The sequence below is a fragment of the Candidatus Pseudomonas auctus genome (assembly GCF_048654275.1).
Taxonomy (GTDB): Bacteria; Pseudomonadota; Gammaproteobacteria; order Pseudomonadales; family Pseudomonadaceae; genus Aquipseudomonas; species Aquipseudomonas pharyngis.
Genome location: NZ_JBJYZK010000004.1, coordinates 84,562 through 102,060, shown reverse-complemented (window position 1 = coordinate 102,060; position 17,499 = coordinate 84,562). Strand labels below are relative to the sequence as shown.

At 60.2% G+C, this 17,499-nt stretch carries 20 protein-coding genes; 13 read left to right on the top strand and 7 right to left on the bottom strand.

Features of this window, described 5'->3' with window-relative positions:
• Position 1: 1 nt before the first annotated feature.
• The 4 genes from ACKUG4_RS09555 to aroC all read right to left on the bottom strand — a co-directional run bounded on the left by ACKUG4_RS09555 (position 2) and on the right by aroC (position 3,530).
• Positions 2-547, bottom strand: coding sequence for a 1,2-dihydroxy-3-keto-5-methylthiopentene dioxygenase (locus tag ACKUG4_RS09555; RefSeq protein WP_039770173.1), 546 nt, complete (start codon positions 545-547; stop codon positions 2-4).
• 91 nt (positions 548-638) lie between these two features.
• Positions 639-1,265, bottom strand: a complete 627-nt coding sequence (locus ACKUG4_RS09550; protein WP_085666676.1) for a methylthioribulose 1-phosphate dehydratase — start codon at positions 1,263-1,265, stop codon at positions 639-641.
• The gene (locus tag ACKUG4_RS09545; protein WP_445433884.1) at positions 1,262-2,407 is read right to left on the bottom strand and encodes an MFS transporter; all 1,146 of its coding nucleotides are present in this window, start codon (positions 2,405-2,407) and stop codon (positions 1,262-1,264) included. Before ACKUG4_RS09545 ends, ACKUG4_RS09550 begins: the two co-directional genes overlap by 4 nt.
• A 31-nt stretch (positions 2,408-2,438) precedes the next feature.
• The gene (gene aroC / locus ACKUG4_RS09540) at positions 2,439-3,530 is read right to left on the bottom strand and encodes a chorismate synthase (protein ID WP_085613490.1); all 1,092 of its coding nucleotides are present in this window, start codon (positions 3,528-3,530) and stop codon (positions 2,439-2,441) included.
• 130 nt (positions 3,531-3,660) lie between these two features.
• Between aroC and ACKUG4_RS09535 the strand changes: the two genes are divergently transcribed.
• Together ACKUG4_RS09535 and ACKUG4_RS09530 are read left to right on the top strand one after the other, a co-directional pair.
• Entirely contained in the window at positions 3,661-4,614 is a 954-nt protein-coding gene (locus tag ACKUG4_RS09535) for an alpha/beta hydrolase (RefSeq protein ID WP_445434028.1), read from the top strand.
• Between the two features lie 97 nt (positions 4,615-4,711).
• On the top strand, positions 4,712-5,503 hold the full coding sequence (locus ACKUG4_RS09530; protein ID WP_085649374.1) for a hypothetical protein: 792 nt from the start codon (positions 4,712-4,714) through the stop codon (positions 5,501-5,503).
• 42 nt (positions 5,504-5,545) lie between these two features.
• Here the strand turns inward: ACKUG4_RS09530 and prmB are convergent, their stop codons facing one another.
• Positions 5,546-6,454, bottom strand: coding sequence for a 50S ribosomal protein L3 N(5)-glutamine methyltransferase (gene prmB, locus ACKUG4_RS09525; RefSeq protein WP_064594620.1), 909 nt, complete (start codon positions 6,452-6,454; stop codon positions 5,546-5,548).
• 239 nt (positions 6,455-6,693) lie between these two features.
• Here prmB and ACKUG4_RS09520 point away from each other — a divergent pair, with 239 nt between their 5' ends.
• The 5 genes from ACKUG4_RS09520 to ACKUG4_RS09500 all read left to right on the top strand — a co-directional run bounded on the left by ACKUG4_RS09520 (position 6,694) and on the right by ACKUG4_RS09500 (position 9,463).
• The gene (locus ACKUG4_RS09520; RefSeq protein WP_011333204.1) at positions 6,694-7,284 is read left to right on the top strand and encodes a cysteine hydrolase family protein; all 591 of its coding nucleotides are present in this window, start codon (positions 6,694-6,696) and stop codon (positions 7,282-7,284) included.
• Between the two features lie 131 nt (positions 7,285-7,415).
• Entirely contained in the window at positions 7,416-7,736 is a 321-nt protein-coding gene (locus tag ACKUG4_RS09515) for a hypothetical protein (RefSeq protein WP_007960009.1), read from the top strand.
• A gap of 73 nt (positions 7,737-7,809) precedes the next feature.
• Positions 7,810-8,367, top strand: a complete 558-nt coding sequence (locus ACKUG4_RS09510) for a Smr/MutS family protein (protein WP_039769915.1) — start codon at positions 7,810-7,812, stop codon at positions 8,365-8,367.
• A 77-nt stretch (positions 8,368-8,444) separates the two neighbouring features.
• Positions 8,445-8,990: a GTP cyclohydrolase I FolE gene (gene folE, locus ACKUG4_RS09505; protein ID WP_003204506.1), complete on the top strand. Its 546-nt coding sequence runs from the start codon at positions 8,445-8,447 to the stop codon at positions 8,988-8,990.
• A gap of 101 nt (positions 8,991-9,091) precedes the next feature.
• The gene (locus ACKUG4_RS09500) at positions 9,092-9,463 is read left to right on the top strand and encodes a glutaredoxin family protein (protein ID WP_445433883.1); all 372 of its coding nucleotides are present in this window, start codon (positions 9,092-9,094) and stop codon (positions 9,461-9,463) included.
• Between the two features lie 32 nt (positions 9,464-9,495).
• Here ACKUG4_RS09500 and ACKUG4_RS09495 read toward each other — a convergent pair whose 3' ends face one another.
• A complete protein-coding gene (locus tag ACKUG4_RS09495) occupies positions 9,496-10,662 on the bottom strand; it encodes an aminotransferase-like domain-containing protein (RefSeq protein WP_236190985.1) in 1,167 nt (388 codons plus the stop codon).
• A gap of 82 nt (positions 10,663-10,744) precedes the next feature.
• Between ACKUG4_RS09495 and ACKUG4_RS09490 the strand changes: the two genes are divergently transcribed.
• From ACKUG4_RS09490 to ACKUG4_RS09475, 4 genes are all read left to right on the top strand, one after another.
• A complete protein-coding gene (locus ACKUG4_RS09490) occupies positions 10,745-11,188 on the top strand; it encodes a MarR family winged helix-turn-helix transcriptional regulator (RefSeq protein ID WP_445433882.1) in 444 nt (147 codons plus the stop codon).
• A 196-nt stretch (positions 11,189-11,384) separates the two neighbouring features.
• Positions 11,385-12,734 carry an NCS2 family permease gene (locus ACKUG4_RS09485; protein ID WP_064594610.1) on the top strand — a complete coding sequence of 450 codons (1,350 nt, stop codon included), beginning with the start codon at positions 11,385-11,387 and terminating at the stop codon, positions 12,732-12,734.
• Positions 12,735-12,821: 87 nt separating this feature from the next.
• Positions 12,822-13,451 carry a LysE family translocator gene (locus ACKUG4_RS09480; protein WP_085649368.1) on the top strand — a complete coding sequence of 210 codons (630 nt, stop codon included), beginning with the start codon at positions 12,822-12,824 and terminating at the stop codon, positions 13,449-13,451.
• A 139-nt stretch (positions 13,452-13,590) separates the two neighbouring features.
• Entirely contained in the window at positions 13,591-15,129 is a 1,539-nt protein-coding gene (locus ACKUG4_RS09475; RefSeq protein ID WP_236190987.1) for a hypothetical protein, read from the top strand.
• A gap of 122 nt (positions 15,130-15,251) precedes the next feature.
• On the opposite strand, the gene uraH is transcribed toward ACKUG4_RS09475, so the two are convergent.
• Positions 15,252-15,605, bottom strand: a complete 354-nt coding sequence (uraH, locus tag ACKUG4_RS09470) for a hydroxyisourate hydrolase (RefSeq protein WP_011333195.1) — start codon at positions 15,603-15,605, stop codon at positions 15,252-15,254.
• A 428-nt stretch (positions 15,606-16,033) separates the two neighbouring features.
• On the opposite strand from uraH, the gene puuE reads away from it, so the two are divergent.
• Both puuE and uraD read left to right on the top strand, forming a co-directional pair.
• Positions 16,034-16,960 carry an allantoinase PuuE gene (gene puuE, locus ACKUG4_RS09465; RefSeq protein WP_064594599.1) on the top strand — a complete coding sequence of 309 codons (927 nt, stop codon included), beginning with the start codon at positions 16,034-16,036 and terminating at the stop codon, positions 16,958-16,960.
• On the top strand, positions 16,957-17,472 hold the full coding sequence (gene uraD, locus ACKUG4_RS09460) for a 2-oxo-4-hydroxy-4-carboxy-5-ureidoimidazoline decarboxylase (protein WP_064594598.1): 516 nt from the start codon (positions 16,957-16,959) through the stop codon (positions 17,470-17,472). Before puuE ends, uraD begins: the two co-directional genes overlap by 4 nt.
• The last annotated feature ends 27 nt before the right edge of the window (positions 17,473-17,499 follow it).

Here is a 17,499-nt window from a genome sequence, read left to right as displayed (position 1 = left end):
CTCAGTCCTCCAGACGCGGGAAGCGGCCGGCGATGTCTTCGCCGGTGAAATTGGCGACCCAGCCTTCAGGGTTGTTGAACAGGCGGATCGCCACGAAGTGCGGGTTCTCGCCCATGTCAAACCAGTGTTTGGTGCCGGCCGGCACCGAAATCAGATCGTTCTTCTCGCACAGCACGGCGTAGACGTAATCATCGATGTGCAGGGTAAACAGGCCACGACCGGCGACGAAGAAGCGTACTTCGTCTTCGCCATGCCGATGCTCTTCGAGGAACTTGGCGCGCAATTCGGCTTTTTGCGGGTGGTCGCTGTTGAGGCTGATCACATCGACCGTGATGTAGCCGCGCTCGGTCATCAGTTTGTCGATCTGCTCTTTATAGGCACCGATCACTTCTTCCTGGCTGGCGCCCGGCTGGATCTTCGCGGCGGCTTGCCAGCGGTCGAAGCGCACGCCCTGCTCGGCCAGGGTCGAGGCGATGTCTTCGAAATGGGTCAGCACCTTGTTCGGAATTTCGGGGCTGGAAACGTGATAGACGGACAGGCTGCTCATGGGGCATTCCTCGGTATCGGCCTTGCCGTCCGGTTCTTTCAGACCGGTCGGGCACTGCATTCATCAGGCAAAGGGGCTGGTTCTGGTGAAGTCAGCCTTGGCGGTTCATGACGCTGCGGGTCTTCAACTCGCATTCAAACAGGAATTCAAAGGCCTCGATCTGACGCAGCGCGTCACTCATCTGCGCGCCCCAGGTGTAGAGGCCGTGGCCGCGAATCAGATAACCCACGCAATCGGGATGGGCGTCGAGCCAAGGCTGCACCTTGGCGGCGAGGCGCGCAATGTCCTGATCGTTGTCGAAGATCGGCACGCGCACCCGGGATTCGTGGGTTGAGATGCCGCTGAAGGCTTTTTGCAATTCGTAGTCTTCGAACTCGATGAAGTCTTGCGGCGTCAGGCGCGACAGCACCGTGGCGTTCACCGAGTGGGTGTGCAGCACCGCGCCGATCTCCGGGCGCCAGTTGTAGAGCTGGGTGTGCAGGAGGGTTTCGGCGGACGGTTTTTTGCCGGGTTCCAGGCTGTTGCCGGACAGGTCGGTGGCGAGCACATCGTCCAGGCCCAACTGGCCCTTGTGCTTGCCGGAAACGGTCAGCAGCGCTTCGCTCGGTGACAGGCGCGTCGAGTAATTGCTGCTGGTGGCCGGCGACCAGCCGCGACCATAAAGAAAACGCCCGGCGTCGACAATTTGCTGGGCAAGCTGTTCACGGGTAAGGCTCATGGCCTGTCCTCTTGCATTCGAATGGCAATGATAACGGCAGCGGCGAGCGCTGCGAGACTGGCAATACTAAAGGTCAATGTCGCGCCGAGGGCATTCCAGCTGTAGCCGGAATACAACGCGCCGAGCGCGCCACCGGTGCCGGCCAGCGCTGCATACAGCGCCTGGCCCTGCCCTTGCTGACGCGCACCAAAGCTACGTTGCACGAACGCGATGGCAGCGGCATGAAAGCTGCCGAACGTCGCCGCATGCAGCACCTGGGCAAACAACAGGACCCACAGGAATTCGGCGAACGAACCTAGCAGCAACCAGCGCAATGCCGCCAGCAGAAAACTCGCCATCAGCACCCGCCGCAGGGAAAAACGCGCGAGGATCCGGCTCATGGCCATGAACATCAGCACTTCCGCCACCACGCCGACCGCCCAGAGCACCCCGATCACGCCACGGCTGTAGCCCAGACGTTCGAGGTGAAGGGTCAAAAACGTGTAATACGGCCCGTGGCTCAGTTGCATAAGCGCCACGCAACCGTAAAACGCCAGCACCCCGGGATTGCGCAGTTGCTTGAGAAAGCCTTCGCCCGTCGGCCGGTTGCCCTGAGGCGGTTGTGCGTTCGGCACCCACAAACTACTGAGCACGATGCCGGCCATGATCAACACCAGCGCCGCCGGGTAGATATCGAGGCTGAGCCACTCGAACAGGCGACCGAGGGCGACCACGGTGATGATGAAACCGATCGAGCCCCAGAGGCGAATCTGACTGTAGCGGGAGGTCTGGCCCTGCAAATGCGCCAGGGTGATGACTTCGAACTGCGGCAGCACCGCGTGCCAGAAGAACGCGTGCAAGGCCATGACCATCGCCAGCCAGGCGTAGGTCTTGCTGACGAAAATCAATGAGAACGTCAGCAGCGTGCACACCGCGCCGAAGCGCACGATGGCCAGGCGCCTGCCGGTGTAATCGCCGAGCCAGCCCCAGATGTTCGGCGCCACGCAGCGCATCAGCATCGGGATCGCCACCAGCTCGCCGATGCGCGCGGCGCTGAATCCGAGATGATCGAAGTACAGCGCCAGAAACGGCGCCGTCGAACCGAGCAAGGCGAAATAGAACAGATAGAAACTGGACAGCCGCCAGTACGGGAGCGCCGCCACGGTCAGACCGCGGCGGCTTTGAGATCACCCATCAAAGCTGACCCAGCACCGGGGTGCTCACGCGCACATCGGCGTTCTGGCCACGGTGGCGCAGCAGGTGATCCATCAACACGATGGCCATCATCGCCTCGGCAATCGGCGTGGCGCGGATACCGACACATGGGTCGTGACGGCCCTTGGTAATGACATCGACCGGGTTGCCTTCGATGTCGATCGAACGGCCCGGGGTGGTGATGCTCGAAGTGGGCTTCAACGCCAGATGCGCGACGATCGGCTGCCCCGAGGAGATCCCGCCAAGGATGCCGCCAGCGTTGTTGCTGAGGAAACCTTCCGGAGTCATTTCATCGCGGTGCTCGGTGCCACGCTGGGCGACGCAGGCAAAACCGGCGCCGATTTCCACGCCTTTGACCGCGTTGATGCTCATCAGCGCATGGGCCAGTTCGGCGTCGAGACGGTCGAAGATCGGCTCGCCCAGGCCCGGCATCACGCCTTCGGCAACCACGGTGATCCTGGCGCCGACGGAGTCCTGATCGCGACGCAGCTGGTCCATGTAGGCTTCCAGCTCCGGCACTTTGTCCGGATCCGGGCTGAAGAAGGCGTTCTGCTCGACCGATTCCCAGGTCTTGAACGGAATTTCGATCGGGCCGAGCTGGCTCATGTAGCCGCGAATGACGATGCCCTGGCTGGCCAGGTATTTCTTGGCGATGGCGCCGGCCGCGACGCGCATGGCGGTTTCCCGCGCGGAGCTGCGACCGCCGCCGCGATAATCGCGCTCGCCGTATTTGTGGTGGTAGGTGTAGTCGGCGTGGGCCGGGCGGAACAGGTCCTTGATCGCCGAGTAGTCCTTGGACTTCTGGTCGGTGTTGCGGATCAGCAGACCGATGGAGCAACCGGTGGTGCGGCCCTCGAACACCCCGGAGAGGATCTCGACTTCGTCGGCTTCCTGGCGCTGGGTGGTGTGGCGGCTGGTGCCCGGCTTGCGACGGTCAAGGTCGCGTTGCAGGTCTTCAAGGGAAATCTCCAGGCCCGGCGGGCAGCCGTCGACAATGGCGACCAACGCCGGACCATGGCTTTCGCCCGCGGTGGTGACAGTGAACAGCTTGCCGTAGGTATTGCCGGACATGCAGGACGCTCCGTTAAATCGAACCCAGATTCGTGATGCGCGCCAGTATACGCAGGCTAACCGAGTAGTTCATCCTCGAACCTTAGCGGTGTGGGTGAGTCCAACCGGCACCTTGGCAAATGATGGCGTGATGATGCTGCGAGTTTTGATCTTGAGCCTTTCCCTGTTTACCGGCTTCGTCCAGGCGACTGTCCTGCAACGTCCGGTCACGTTGACGACTGACAACGGCGAACTTTTCGGCTCGCTGTTGCTGCCCAAATCCGACAACCCCGTGCCGGTTGTCCTGATCCTTTCTGGCTCGGGTCCTACCGATCGTGACGGAAACAACCCCGACGGTGGACGCAATGACAGCCTCAAGCGACTGGCCTGGGTGCTGGCCAAACACAACATCGCCAGTGTGCGTTTCGACAAGCGCGGCGTGGCCGCCAGCCTGGCGGCAACCCCGGACGAGCGAAACCTGTCGGTGGAAGCCTACGTGGCGGACGCTGTAGCCTGGGGGCAGAAACTGAAAGCCGATCCGCGCTTCGGTCCGTTGATTTTGCTGGGCCACAGCGAAGGTGCATTGATCGCCAGCCTGGCGGCGCCGAAGGTGGACGCCGCCGCGGTGATCTCCCTCTCTGGCACAGCCCGGCCCATTGATCAGGTACTGCGCCGCCAACTGGCCCGCAGCCTCCCTCCTCCTTTGATGCTGCGCAGCAACGAATTGCTCGACAGCCTCAAGGCCGGGCGCACCGACGACAATGTGCCGGCGCCCTTACAGGTGATTTTCCGTCCGAGTGTGCAACCGTATCTGATTTCGCTGTTCCGTCAGGATCCGGCGGCGGCCTTCACTCAACTGCAAATGCCGGCGCTGATCGTGCAAGGCAGCAACGACATTCAGGTCCAGGTCGATGATGCGAAATTGCTCAAGGCCGCCAAACCGGATGCGCAACTGGCGCTGATCGAAGGCATGAACCACGTGTTGCGCATCGTGCCCAATGACGTGAAGCGGCAATTGGCCTCCTACAAGGATCCGAATTTGCCCCTGGCGGCGGAACTGGGGACACGCGTTCTTGAATTTATTGACGGACTTCGCACCCGTTGAGCTCTTTTTACCCTCTAGTCCTGTAGAAAACGGCCGATAAGCCTTTGTCGCCAGCGTACTGGCTGGCGGCAAGCAGCTTGGACAGGATCTCGCCGTTATGACTGATACCCAGACTTCACCCGACACCACCGCTGAAAAAGACGCACCGCCAGCGGTCGAGCTGCCATGGGCGGATGTCCACGTCGAGCACCACAAGATGCTCCGCCTGGCGCCGTTGCAGACTGACCGCAATACCGGCGGACGGCCGCTGCGCTTCGTTGAATTCGGATACGCCGAGCGCAACGGCAAAGAACACAGCCTGATGCGCATGGCGATCAAGTTGCCTGCTCAGCGTGTGCGCAAAGAACAGAATCATCTGGACGTGTGGGTCGATCACACGACCAAACGCGTGCATTTCGGCCCGGACAGCGGTCTGCAGATCGAACCGATGAACCGTGGCATCGGCCGTTTCATGGCTGCCCAGGGCATCAACTGGGCAAAAAAACGCTGGCCCACCTACACCGTCGACGGCATGGACTTGAACAACAAGGACGCGCTGAACGAGGACACTCGCCTGCGCCGCGATCACTTTTTGCGGGTGCACGGCTTTGATGTGGTTTACGCCGATGCCCAGCATTTGAAGGGCAGCGTCAAGGAAGTGAAGGTCGGCGACCTGCTGGGTGACTGGAACAGCGAAAAGCTGCAGATCGTCGAAATTCTTGAAGCTGCGCAGATGTTGCAGCAGGCCGAGCAGAATCTGGCCGAGCAGGAAGTGAAGCTGAAGAAGCAGGAAGACAAGGTCAGCAAGTTCAAGCGCGAAGATGCCGGGTTGCGCTTCACCATTACCTGTCTGGTGGCGTTTGCGGTGTTTCAGGCTGGGTTGTTGATCTGGATTGCAACGCACCGCTAAGACCATGATCGTTCCCACCGAGGTGGGAACGATCGGTTCAGGTCAGACGCGGGAAGCGAACAGTGCCTGATGGGCGCGGCACTGTTCGGCGGTCAGCATGAACACGCCATGCCCGCCGCGCTGGAACTCCAGCCAGGCGAAATCGACTTCCGGGTACAGCGCCTCGACGTGGACCTGGCTGTTGCCCACCTCGACAATCAGCAAACCCTTCTCGGTCAGGTGATCCGCCGCTTCGGCGAGCATCCGGCGCACCAGGTTCAAACCGTCGTCGCCGCAGGCCAGGCCCAGTTCCGGCTCGTGCTGGTATTCGTCCGGCATGTCGGCGAAATCTTCCGCATCGACGTAGGGCGGGTTCGACACGATCAGGTCGAAACGTTGACCCGGCAGGCCATCGAAACCATCGCCCTGCACGGTGAACACACGCTCATCGACGCCATGACGCTCGATGTTCTGGTTCGCCACTTCCAGCGCTTCGAACGACAGGTCCGCCAGCACCACTTCAGCGTTCTGGAACTCGTAGGCGCAGGCGATGCCGATGCAGCCGGAGCCGGTGCACAGGTCGAGAATCCGCGCCGGCTCGTCACCGATCCATGGGGCAAAACGGTTTTCGATCAGCTCGCCAATCGGCGAACGCGGGATCAGCACGCGCTCATCGACGATGAACGACATGCCGCAGAACCAGGCTTCGCCCAGCAGGTAAGCGGTCGGAATGCGTTCTTCGATGCGACGCTTGAGCAGGCGCTGAAGATTGACCAGCTCGTCGTCTTCCAGCGCGCAATCCAGATAGCTGTCGGCGATTTCCCATGGCAGGTGCAAGGCACCGAGCACTAGCTGCCGGGCTTCGTCCCAGGCATTGTCGGTGCCATGGCCGAAAAACAGATCCTCCCCATGAAAGCGGCTGACGGCCCAACGAATGTGGTCGCGCAGGGTACGAAGTCGGGAAGTGATCACGGGGCAGAACTCCAGAAAAAACGACTGGCGATTCTAGCAGCCAAAACGCGCCGCGACGACGCAGGAAAGATTCCGGGGCGACGGTAGGACGCTTCCGATTTTCCCCTCGGCTATTGAACAGATCGTGTAACTTGACAAGGCTGTAGGCCAGCAACGACGGTGTCTACGATGGTAGCGATTCACAGAACCGCTCAGCCAGAGGACAATGTCGCAAAAGCCCCACCCGAAGGAGCCCCAGAATGTCCGTTCCAAAAACGATGTTTCAACTCAGCGGTCGCGGTTACGCAGCGGCCACGTTGAGCCATGCCACCGTGGTCATCATCGATGCCCAGAAAGAGTACCTCAGCGGCCCGCTGGCCCTGAGCGGCATGGACGCGGCTGTCGCGAACATCAAACAACTGGTTGCCGCCGCCCGCGCGGCCGGCCGGCCGATCGTGCATGTGCGCCACCTCGGCACCGTCGGCGGTCTGTTCGACCCGCAGGGCGAGCGCGGCGAGTTCATCCCCGGCCTGGAACCCCAGGGCGATGAAACCATCATCGGCAAGTTGCTGCCGAGCGCCTTTCACGGCACCGAACTCTACGATCGTCTGCAAACCATCGGCTCGCTGGACCTGATCGTCTGCGGTTTCATGAGTCACTCCAGCGTCAGCACCACCGTGCGCGCGGCGAAGAACCTGGGTTTCCGCTGCACCCTGGTCGAAGATGCCTGTGCCACCCGCGATCTGCCATTCAAGGGCCGCGTGCTCAGCGCCGAACAGGTGCAGGAAGCGGAAATGGCGATCATGGCTGACAACTTCGCTACTCTCGCCCTGACCCAGGATCTGATCTGATCTTCCGTAAATGAGCGGCTCAGCCCGCCGCTCATCTGCAAAAACCTCGCATTTGCTTCAATTACCCTAGCCTCAGGAACAACCCGGTCAACTCCCGGTCGAAGGGCCGATACCCATTGAGGAAGGTCGGAATGAAGTTATCCGATGGATTTGACGCACGCCGCTTGCGGCCCAAAGGCCAAAGCAACTGGCGATTTCGATTCGGCGCGGCGATCGCGGCCATACTGGCGACGTTCGGCGTGCTGCTGGCGATGGCCGGGGCCGCCAGCCTGCTGGGGCGCCCACCGGCGCTCGGCGACCTGAACGCAACACCGCTCGGCTCGGCGATCATTCTCGCAGTCGGCCTGCTGTTCCTGTATTTCGGCGTGGCCCTGTGGCGTCGTTGCCGGCGTCGCGCACGGCAATCGCGGGAATTGAACATGTCCCCGCACCTGATGAAAAAACACGATTGATCGACGGCCTGGCTTTTTGCCGGGCCGTTTTGTGTCTGTTTGGGTAAACTGGCCGCCCTTCGCGGAGGCTGACATGCAAGACGACGATTTTTCCCTGTTCAAAAGTGCGATCCAAGGCGTCAAGCCGATCAAGCACGACCGCGCCGACACCGGCAAACCCAAGGCTGACCGAGACCGGATCGCCAAGCTGCGCCAGTCCGCCACCGTGCGCACCGACACCACCACCGTTGACGGCCTGTCCGATCAGTTCGTGATTGACGTAGGTCCCGAAGACGAGCTGATGTGGGCCCGCGACGGCGTGCAGGAAAGCCAGATGCGCAAGCTCAAGATCGGACAGATCCCGTTCGAAGGCAGCCTCGACCTGCACGGCATGAGCGTAGAAAAAGCCCGCGAAACCCTCTGGGCGTTTCTCGCCGAAGCGACCAAATTCGAAATCCGCTGCGTGCGCGTTACTCACGGCAAGGCTGTGCGTCTGGATGGCAAGCGTCCGATGATCAAAAGCCACGTCAACACCTGGCTGCGCCAGCATGCGCAAGTGCTGGGTTTCTGCTCGTGCCAGGCGAAACATGGCGGCGCCGGCGCCGTGTATGTGATGCTCAAACGCACCATGATGGAAGGCCGCGACGAATAATCCCGTCACACCGAACTTGCAGGGTCGTGTCCGCCACCGTACCCTTGCCCTTTGCGAAAATCCCCACAGGTAGTTTCATGTCCCTGGAACAGAATTACACCGCGATTCTCGGCCAACTGGGCGAGGACGTCTCCCGCGAGGGCCTGCTCGACACGCCAAAGCGTGCCGCCAAAGCCATGCAGTACCTCTGCCGCGGTTATGAACAGACGCTCGAAGAGGTCACCAACGGTGCCCTGTTCAGCTCCGACAACAGCGAAATGGTGCTGGTCAAGGACATCGAGCTGTACTCGTTGTGCGAACACCACCTGCTGCCGTTCATCGGCAAGGCCCACGTCGCGTACATCCCGAGCGGCAAAGTGCTGGGCCTGTCGAAGGTCGCGCGGATCGTCGACATGTACGCCCGCCGCCTGCAGATTCAGGAAAACCTCAGCCGCCAGATCGCCGATGCGGTCCAGCAAGTCACCGGCGCGCTGGGCGTGGCCGTAGTGATCGAGGCCAAGCACATGTGCATGATGATGCGCGGTGTGGAGAAACAGAATTCGTCGATGATCACTTCGGTGATGCTCGGTGAGTTCCGTGAAAACGCGGCGACCCGCAGCGAGTTTCTCAGCCTGATCAAGTAATGCGTGACAGAAAAAACCGGCGTTGATCGCCGGTTTTTTTTCGTCCGTGAAAAATCGGGTAAGCTGCGCGCCTTCTTCAATCTCCCTGTGAGGCTTGTAACGTGTTCGTCAAAGCGCTTCGTGTCGGCCTCGGCCAACTGATCATTTTCGTGGACTTTCTGACCCGCCCGGGCAAGAAGCAGCGCCCCGCCGCTGCCCAGGCTCAGGTTGATGCCGCCGCCAGGAACCTGACCCTGTATCAGTTCCACGCCTGCCCGTTCTGCGTGAAAACCCGCCGCAGCCTGCGTCGCCTGAACGTTCCGGTGGCCCTGAAGGATGCGAAGAACAACGAGCAGGATCGCCAGACCCTGTTGGAACAGGGCGGCAAGATCAAAGTGCCGTGCCTGCGCATCGAAGATAACGGCCAGACCACCTGGATGTATGAGTCCAACACCATCATCGAGTATCTGAACCAGCGGTTCGCCGCAGTCTGAATCAAAAAAAACCGGCCTGATGGCCGGTTTTTTTATGCCGCCTGTGCGGCCTGTGCCTGGCGCACCACCGCTGCCAGGCGTTTGAGCCCTTCGTCCAGTCGAGCCGGATCGATGTGACTGAAGTTCAGCCGCAGATGCCCGGGGTTGCGATCCGGATCGGGGAAGAACGGTTCGCCGGGCATGAACGCCACATCGTTGGCCAGCGCGGTGTTCAGCAACGTGCGGGTGTCCAGCGGTTGCTTCAGGGTCAGCCAGAAAAACAGCCCGCCCTGCGGCGTGTTCCAGTCCGCCAGATCGGCGAAATGGGTTTCCAGCGCCGCTTGAAAGGCGTCGCGGCGCTGACGATAGAAGCTGCGCAATTCACTCAAGTGCTGCTGATACTGCTCACTGCCGATCCACTGCAACGCCTGCCATTGACCGATGCGATTGGTGTGCAGATCCGCCGATTGCTTGAGTTTGAGCAGGTGCGGGAACAGGTCCGGGCTGGCAATCAGGTAGCCGACGCGCAAGCCTGGCAGCAGGGTTTTCGACACGGTGCCGGTGTAGATCCAGCTGGACTTTTTCAGGCGTCCGGCAATCGGCTGGGCGCTGCCGCCGTCGAAGGTCAGCTCGCGGTAGGGCTCGTCTTCGATCAGGGTCACGCCGAATTCGTCGAGCAATGTCGCAACGGCTTCGCGCTTGGCTTCGCTGTAGCGCACGGCCGATGGGTTCTGAAAGGTCGGAATTAAATAGATGAACGCCGGGCGGTGCTGCTCCAGACGCTGGCGCAACTGTGCGAGGTTCGGGCCATCAGCCTCCAGCGGCACGGTCAGGCAATCGGCGCCGAACAGCTGAAAAATCTGCAAGGCCGCCAGATAGGTCGGTGCTTCGAGCAGGATTTCGGTGCCCTTGTCGATGTACAGCTTGGCCGCCAGGTCCAGAGTCTGCTGGGAACCACTGACTACCAGCACCTGACTCGCCTCACACGGTAAACCCAACGCCCTCGCCTCTGCCGCCAGCGCTTCGCGCAGTGCCGGCTCACCTTCACTCATGCCGTACTGGCCGAGAGAAACTGGCATCTCAGCCCACTCGACCTTCGGCAACATGGCTTCGGCCGGTAAACCACCTGCGAATGACATGACCTCCGGGCGCTGAGCCGCAGCGAGGATTTCACGGATCAGAGAACTTTTGAGGCGCGAGACACGTTCGGAAAAAGCCATGGAAGTCACCGCTAGCGAGGCATGGGAAAAATGAGTCAAACTTGTTGACTGAAATTACGACACCTCACCCGGAAACGTCAACATGCTTGACCTTAAAAACTGCGCCAGCCAACAACAGGCCATGGAAGCCTTCTTCTTCGGCTATCAGGCGTTCACCGCCAAGGCCGACGAAATGCTCGAGCGTCGCGGCCTGTCCCGAGTGCATCAACGCATTGTGTTTTTCATAGCTCGCTATCCGAACCTGAGCGTCAAGGAGTTGCTCGCGCTGCTCGGCGTCAGCAAGCAGGCGCTGAACATGCCGTTGCGGCAATTGCAGGAAATGCACCTGGTGAACAGCGTGGCGTCCGAGACCGATAAACGTAAACGCCTGCTGGAGCTGACCGCCGAAGGTGCGAAATTTGAGCAGGCGCTGCGTCGTGAACAGGTGAAATTGCTTGAACGCGTCTTTGCCGAAGCCGGCGAAACGGCGGTCAACGGCTGGCTGACGGTGAATCTGGCGCTGGGAACCAATCGCCCCTCCGAGTGATATAGCTCGATCACCAGTCTTTTCGTCTACAAAACCAAAAACAATATTTGCTTTATTTGTACACAAAAGCATAATCCACAGCGTGCGAGTTCCTGACTACACGGTCAACAAATTCGCGTATGCCTCAAAGGACCGCTGCCACCCCTCATGGGTCCGGTCCTGGAAATAACAATAAAACTCTTGAGGAGTACTCGCTGTGGAAAGCCGCAAATCCGAAGCATCGACGCTGGAACTCTCGCCGCCGTTACGCACTGGCCTGCTTGAGCGCATCTTCAAACTCAGCTTGCATGGCACCACGGTGAAGACCGAGCTGATTGCCGGTCTGACAACCTTTATCACCATGGCCTACATCATCTTCGTCAATCCGAACATCATGGCCGATGCCGGGATCGATCACGGTGCCGCCTTCGTCGCCACCTGTATCGCCGCCGCGCTGGGCTGCCTGCTGATGGGCCTCTACGCCAACTGGCCGGTGGGCCTGGCGCCGGGCATGGGTCTCAACGCGTTTTTCACCTACACCGTGGTCGGCACCATGGGCTACAACTGGGAAACCGCCCTCGGTGCGGTGTTCGTCTCGGGCGTGCTGTTCATGATTCTGACCTTTTCGCGGATTCGCGAATGGCTGCTCAACAGCATTCCGGTCAGCCTGCGCTATGCGATGGGCGCCGGCGTGGGTCTGTTCCTCGGGCTGATCGGCCTGAAAACCGCCGGCATCGTCGTCGATAGCCCGGCCACCCTGATCAAGCTCGGCTCGCTGCGTGAACCCGGTCCGCTGCTTGCCGCCATCTGCTTCCTGATGATCGCGATCCTCAGCTATCACAAAGTGTTCGGCGCAATCCTCATCAGCATCATCACCGTGACACTGGCCGGTTGGGGAATTGGTCTGGTGCACTACGAGGGCATCATGTCCGCGCCGCCAAGCCTGGCGCCAACCTTCATGGCCATGAATGTCGCCGGCGTATTCAACGTCAGCATGATCAGCGTGGTGCTGGCCTTCCTGTTCGTGCACATGTTCGACACCGCCGGCACCCTGATGGGCGTCGCCCAGCGCGCTAACCTGGTGAACCCTGACGGGCGCATCGAAAATCTGTCCCGCGCCATGAAAGCCGACTCCGCCTCCAGCGTATTCGGCGCGGTAGTTGGTGTCCCTCCCGTCACCAGCTACGTGGAAAGTGCAGCCGGTGTGGCCGCTGGTGGTCGGACTGGTCTTACCGCCGTCACCGTGGGTGTGCTATTTATAGCCGCGATGTTCTTTGCACCGCTGGCCGGCATGATTCCCGCCTATGCCACCGCTGGCGCGCTGATTTATGTGGCGATGCTGATGATGGGCGGCATGGCGCACATCGAATGGGACGAAGCGACCGACAGCATTCCGGCGATCGTCACCGCGATCATGATGCCGCTGACCTTCTCGGTCGCCGACGGTATCGCGCTGGGCTTCATTACCTATGTCGCGCTGAAGGCCGGCACCGGTAAATACAAGGAAATCTCCGTCAGCCTGTGGGTGCTCTGCGCGATCTTCATCGCCAAGTTCATCTTCCTGTAAGCACTACGCGGTTCATGCTTAAAAACAGCCTCACCTCACCGGGTGGGGCTTTTGCACATTCTTGATAACGATAAAAAGGAGCACATGATGAGTCTGGAAACCTGGCTGCTGTTCAGCGGCGCTGCGCTGGTGGTGATCCTGATTCCGGGGCCACTGTCGTTGCTGATGATCAGCAACAGTCTGAATTACGGTCTACGCCGTTCCTACCCGGCCTTTCTGGGTGGCGTGAGTGCATCGATCTGCCTGCTCAGCGCTTCGGCTCTGGGCCTGGGTGCCCTGCTGCTGGCATCGGAAAAGCTGTTCAGCGCATTGAAGATCGTCGGCGCCCTGTACCTGTTCTACCTCGCCTGGCAGAGCTGGCAGCAATCGCGTCAGCCATCGGTCGGGGCCGAAGTCCCGAATGCAGCGCCGGCTCCACGCTTTCGCGCGCTGTTCGGTCGAGCCTTTGTACTGGGTGCAAGCAATCCAAAAGACATCCTGTTCTTTGCCGCCTTCCTGCCGCAGTTCCTTAATGCCGAGCAGCCATTTCTGCAACAACTGCTGGTGATGATCGCGACCTGGACGGTGCTTGATCTGTTGTGCAAGCTGACCTACGGCCTCGGCGCCCACGGCGCGGCGCGTTACCTGCGCAGCGGCAAGGGCCAGAGCTGGTTCAACCGCATCAGCGCCGGATTGTTTGGTGGCGCAGGGGCGGCATCGTTGCTGAGCAGCCACTGACCCCGGCACACCGGCTGACACCTGGAAACATCTGATTCGGTGCGTAGACATATCTACCGCATTTCGCCGAGTCGATTCATTGAACATCCAGCCTCTCCCGTCCGGAGAGACATGAATCGACTCTGCGAGTACCTATCCCATGAGCCCCAAACGTCCAACACGCCCCAAACCTGCAACCTCATCACAGGAATCGAACGTCGGGATCCGCGATTCAACGATTCCGATCATTTCACGTCCACCCCCGACAGCCCCTCATCACGGTATCGACGCAACACCCACCATCGCCCCGCGCGAGTTTGTTCATACATATCCCGAACACAGTGTCCTTGAGATCGTCGACCTCCCCGCTGACACGTTGATCACCCCTGTCGCTCCCCACATGCCGATCGACCAGTATTTTCTCCCACCGAGACTGCTCACCCGCCTGCCCGATCCCGATCCACGATCAGGCATTCGATCAGCCGGGGCGCTGAGGCACTATGTCGATCTCCAGGAAGGTGGAACAGTGCTGGTCGGCAACGATGCGGAAAACGGTTTCAGGGCCAGGCTTGCGAGTGAAATCAACCCTTCCGGCCCTCGGCTCGAACAGATAGAAGGCTCACTTCAATGGCGCGTACGCTCGAGGGCTGAAACCGACGACGCGCCTTCCACGCTGTTCATCAGTCGCGTGCCAGTGCCGCAGGACGCTGCCACATCCGGACAATGGGCTGACCCGTGGCGACAATGGGAACCTCCTCTCCATCACCGATCGCCAGACGACATCATCGTCGACGGAATCCATTACAAATTGCTGCCGCGTGGCACCGATGCCGGAGATCCGATCGTATATATCAAGAACCCGGAGCACATGATTTACGACTTCGCGCTGCTGGAGCGGGTTCTGCGAAGAGATTTCATGCAACAACCCCGTGGCGCGATCCGCGTACCTCCTGCGTTTCACTGGGAAATCGACCCGAATCCGCCCTTCCAGCAACCGTTGACGGACTATGTCGCCAATCGGTTTCCACAACTGTCCCAAACCACGGTCCGCAACGTGGCCAGACACCAGTTCGTCCTCGCCAATGGCGGCGACATTGCCACGGGCAGCGGACTTACCCGGCTCAGGCAAACCTTCAATGACTGGCGCATGGGCAACGATGCACTGCGCCCGGAGCTGGCCGATCCACTGCTGATGCTGCCGATACTGCATACGTCCAGCAACGCCCACAGCAACGATCTGACGCTGGAGCTTCCGACTCCCAATACGGACGGCTCCCTGCAACGACTGGACTTCGATCCGGAGAGGTTTCGGCCGCAATGGCGAAATTACATGTTGACGCAGTCAGCGGTCGACCTGAAGCGCTTCATGGCGTACGTGCTGCGACACAATGGCTACGAAGTTTTCGATCCCAGCAGGGCAACCGTATATCCAACGTTGGTTCTTCGCCAGAAGATGCACGACTTTGTGTATTGCCTGAGCCTATATCGCGTCAGGGGCCGGAAAATTCATCGGCTGACGAATCTCGAGCCGAACAACTTCGACGCACGACTGGAGCATCTGGTCGACCCGCCGGCAGCACAGGTGGTCAGAGAGGCACATGCACAAAACCGGTTGATCTGGCTCAAGGGTGGATCTCAAATACTCGCCTCCCACGCGGATACCGTTTTCATCGTCAGGGACAATGACGCGAGGCTTTGAAGCCGTGACTCTGCCTGCCGGGGGTGGTTCGAAACGCAAAAAAAAGCCCGCAGTGTGAGCGGGCGAAAGACCAAAGAAGCTATATGCGCAGTCGCTTCCCGGCAGGGGCAGCTGCTTGGGGGTCAACTGCCCCGATAGGTGGAATAGCTGTAAGGCGAGATCAGCAACGGCACGTGGTAGTGATCCTGTTCGGCAGAGATGCCGAACCGCAGCACCACCACGTCCAGAAATGCCGGCTCCGGCAACTGGACGCCACGGGCGCGGTAGTAATCGCCGGCGTGGAACTGAACCTGATAGACACCGGTACGGTAGTCATCGCCTTGCAGCAGCGGCGCATCGACCCGGCCATCGCTGTTGGTAAGCGCGCTGGCGACCAATTCCAGGTGCGAACCTTCAACGCGGTACAGCTCGACCTTGATCGAGCTGCCCGGGCAACCGTGTGCAGCGTCCAAAACGTGTGTTGTCAAACGTCCCATTGATTCTGCGCGCCTGCCTGCGTGGAGCAGTCAGACCTCGCGCCTCCCGAAGTCAGTTGAAAGGAGACCGCACCGTTTCGGAGCACGAAAAGCTGCGGCGAGCGACTGATTAAGACACTTTTCAAAAAAATTGTACACAATAAAAACGACATTTTTCCTCCCACCCCCAGCCTCCGCCGATTTTCCGCTGCTCAGGCCTCGAACCATGCATTCATTGAACCTCTGATCCATTAGCTGACTGATCAGGCAGATTTCTTGCAGGCTCTCACCGTTATCAGCAAAAGAGGACGGCCGGTGAAAAATGCGAAAATTCAGGCTTACAAATTGAGAATAAAGTTGTATACAATCAGCCCATCGCTGTGACGCCAGCTGCCATCCCATCTTCAAGGCGCCACACAATCTGTCAACGAATAAGAAGGAAGACTGCAGTGAGCGCTGACTACCCACGCGACCTGATCGGTTACGGCAGTAACCCTCCTCACCCACACTGGCCGGGCAATGCCCGGATCGCCCTGTCCTTCGTACTCAATTACGAAGAAGGTGGCGAGCGCAACATCCTGCATGGCGACAAAGAATCGGAAGCCTTCCTCTCGGAAATGGTCGCGGCCCAGCCTCTGCAAGGCGCGCGCAACATGAGCATGGAATCGCTTTACGAGTATGGCAGCCGTGCCGGCGTCTGGCGGATCCTGAAACTGTTCAAGGAATTCGACATTCCGCTGACCATCTTCGCCGTGGCCATGGCCGCCCAGCGTCACCCGGATGTGATCCGCGCGATGGTCGCGGCCGGTCACGAGATCTGCAGCCACGGCTACCGCTGGATCGACTACCAGTACATGGACGAGGCGCAGGAACGCGAGCACATGCTCGAAGCGATCCGCATCCTCACCGAACTCACCGGCGAGCGCCCGCTGGGCTGGTACACCGGTCGCACCGGCCCCAACACCCGCCGTCTGGTGATGGAAGAAGGCGGTTTCCTCTACGACTGCGACACCTACGACGACGACCTGCCCTACTGGGAACCGAACAACCCGACCGGCAAGCCGCACCTGGTGATCCCGTACACCCTGGACACCAACGACATGCGCTTCACCCAGGTCCAGGGTTTCAACAAGGGCGACGATTTCTTCGAATACCTCAAAGATGCGTTCGACGTGCTTTATGCCGAAGGCGCCGAAGCGCCGAAGATGCTGTCGATCGGTCTGCACTGCCGTCTGATCGGCCGTCCGGCGCGTCTGGCTTCGCTCAAGCGCTTTATCGAATACGCTAAAAGTCATGAACAGGTGTGGTTCAGCCGCCGCGTCGACATCGCACGTCACTGGCACGAAACCCACCCGTACCAAGGGGCTGCCAAATGAGCACCTTTCAAACCCTGCAGCCGTCGACCCTGAGCCGCGACGCCTTCGTCAAAGCCTTCGCCGACATCTACGAACATTCGCCATGGGTGGCCGAGAAGGCCTTTGACCTGGGCCAGGATGCGTCGATCGACCAGATCGAAACCCTGCACCAGCGCATGAGCGACATCCTGTTGAGCGCCGATCACGCCAGTCAGCTGGCACTGATCAACGCTCACCCGGACCTGGCCGGCAAAGCTGCCGTCCAGGGCGAGTTGACCGAAGCCAGCACCCATGAACAGGCTGGCGCCGGTATTCACCAATGCACGGCCGAAGAGTTCCAGCGCTTCACCGAGCTGAACGACGCCTACAAAGCCAAGTTCAAGTTTCCCTTCATCATGGCGGTAAAAGGCAGCAACCGGCATCAGATCCTCGCGGCGTTCGAAACGCGCATTCACAACCCGGTCGACACCGAGTTCAAATGCGCGCTGGCGGAGATCAACAAGATCGCCCTGTTCCGATTACTGACTCTCTAGCAAGCCTGGCCCGAGAAACCTCTAGAA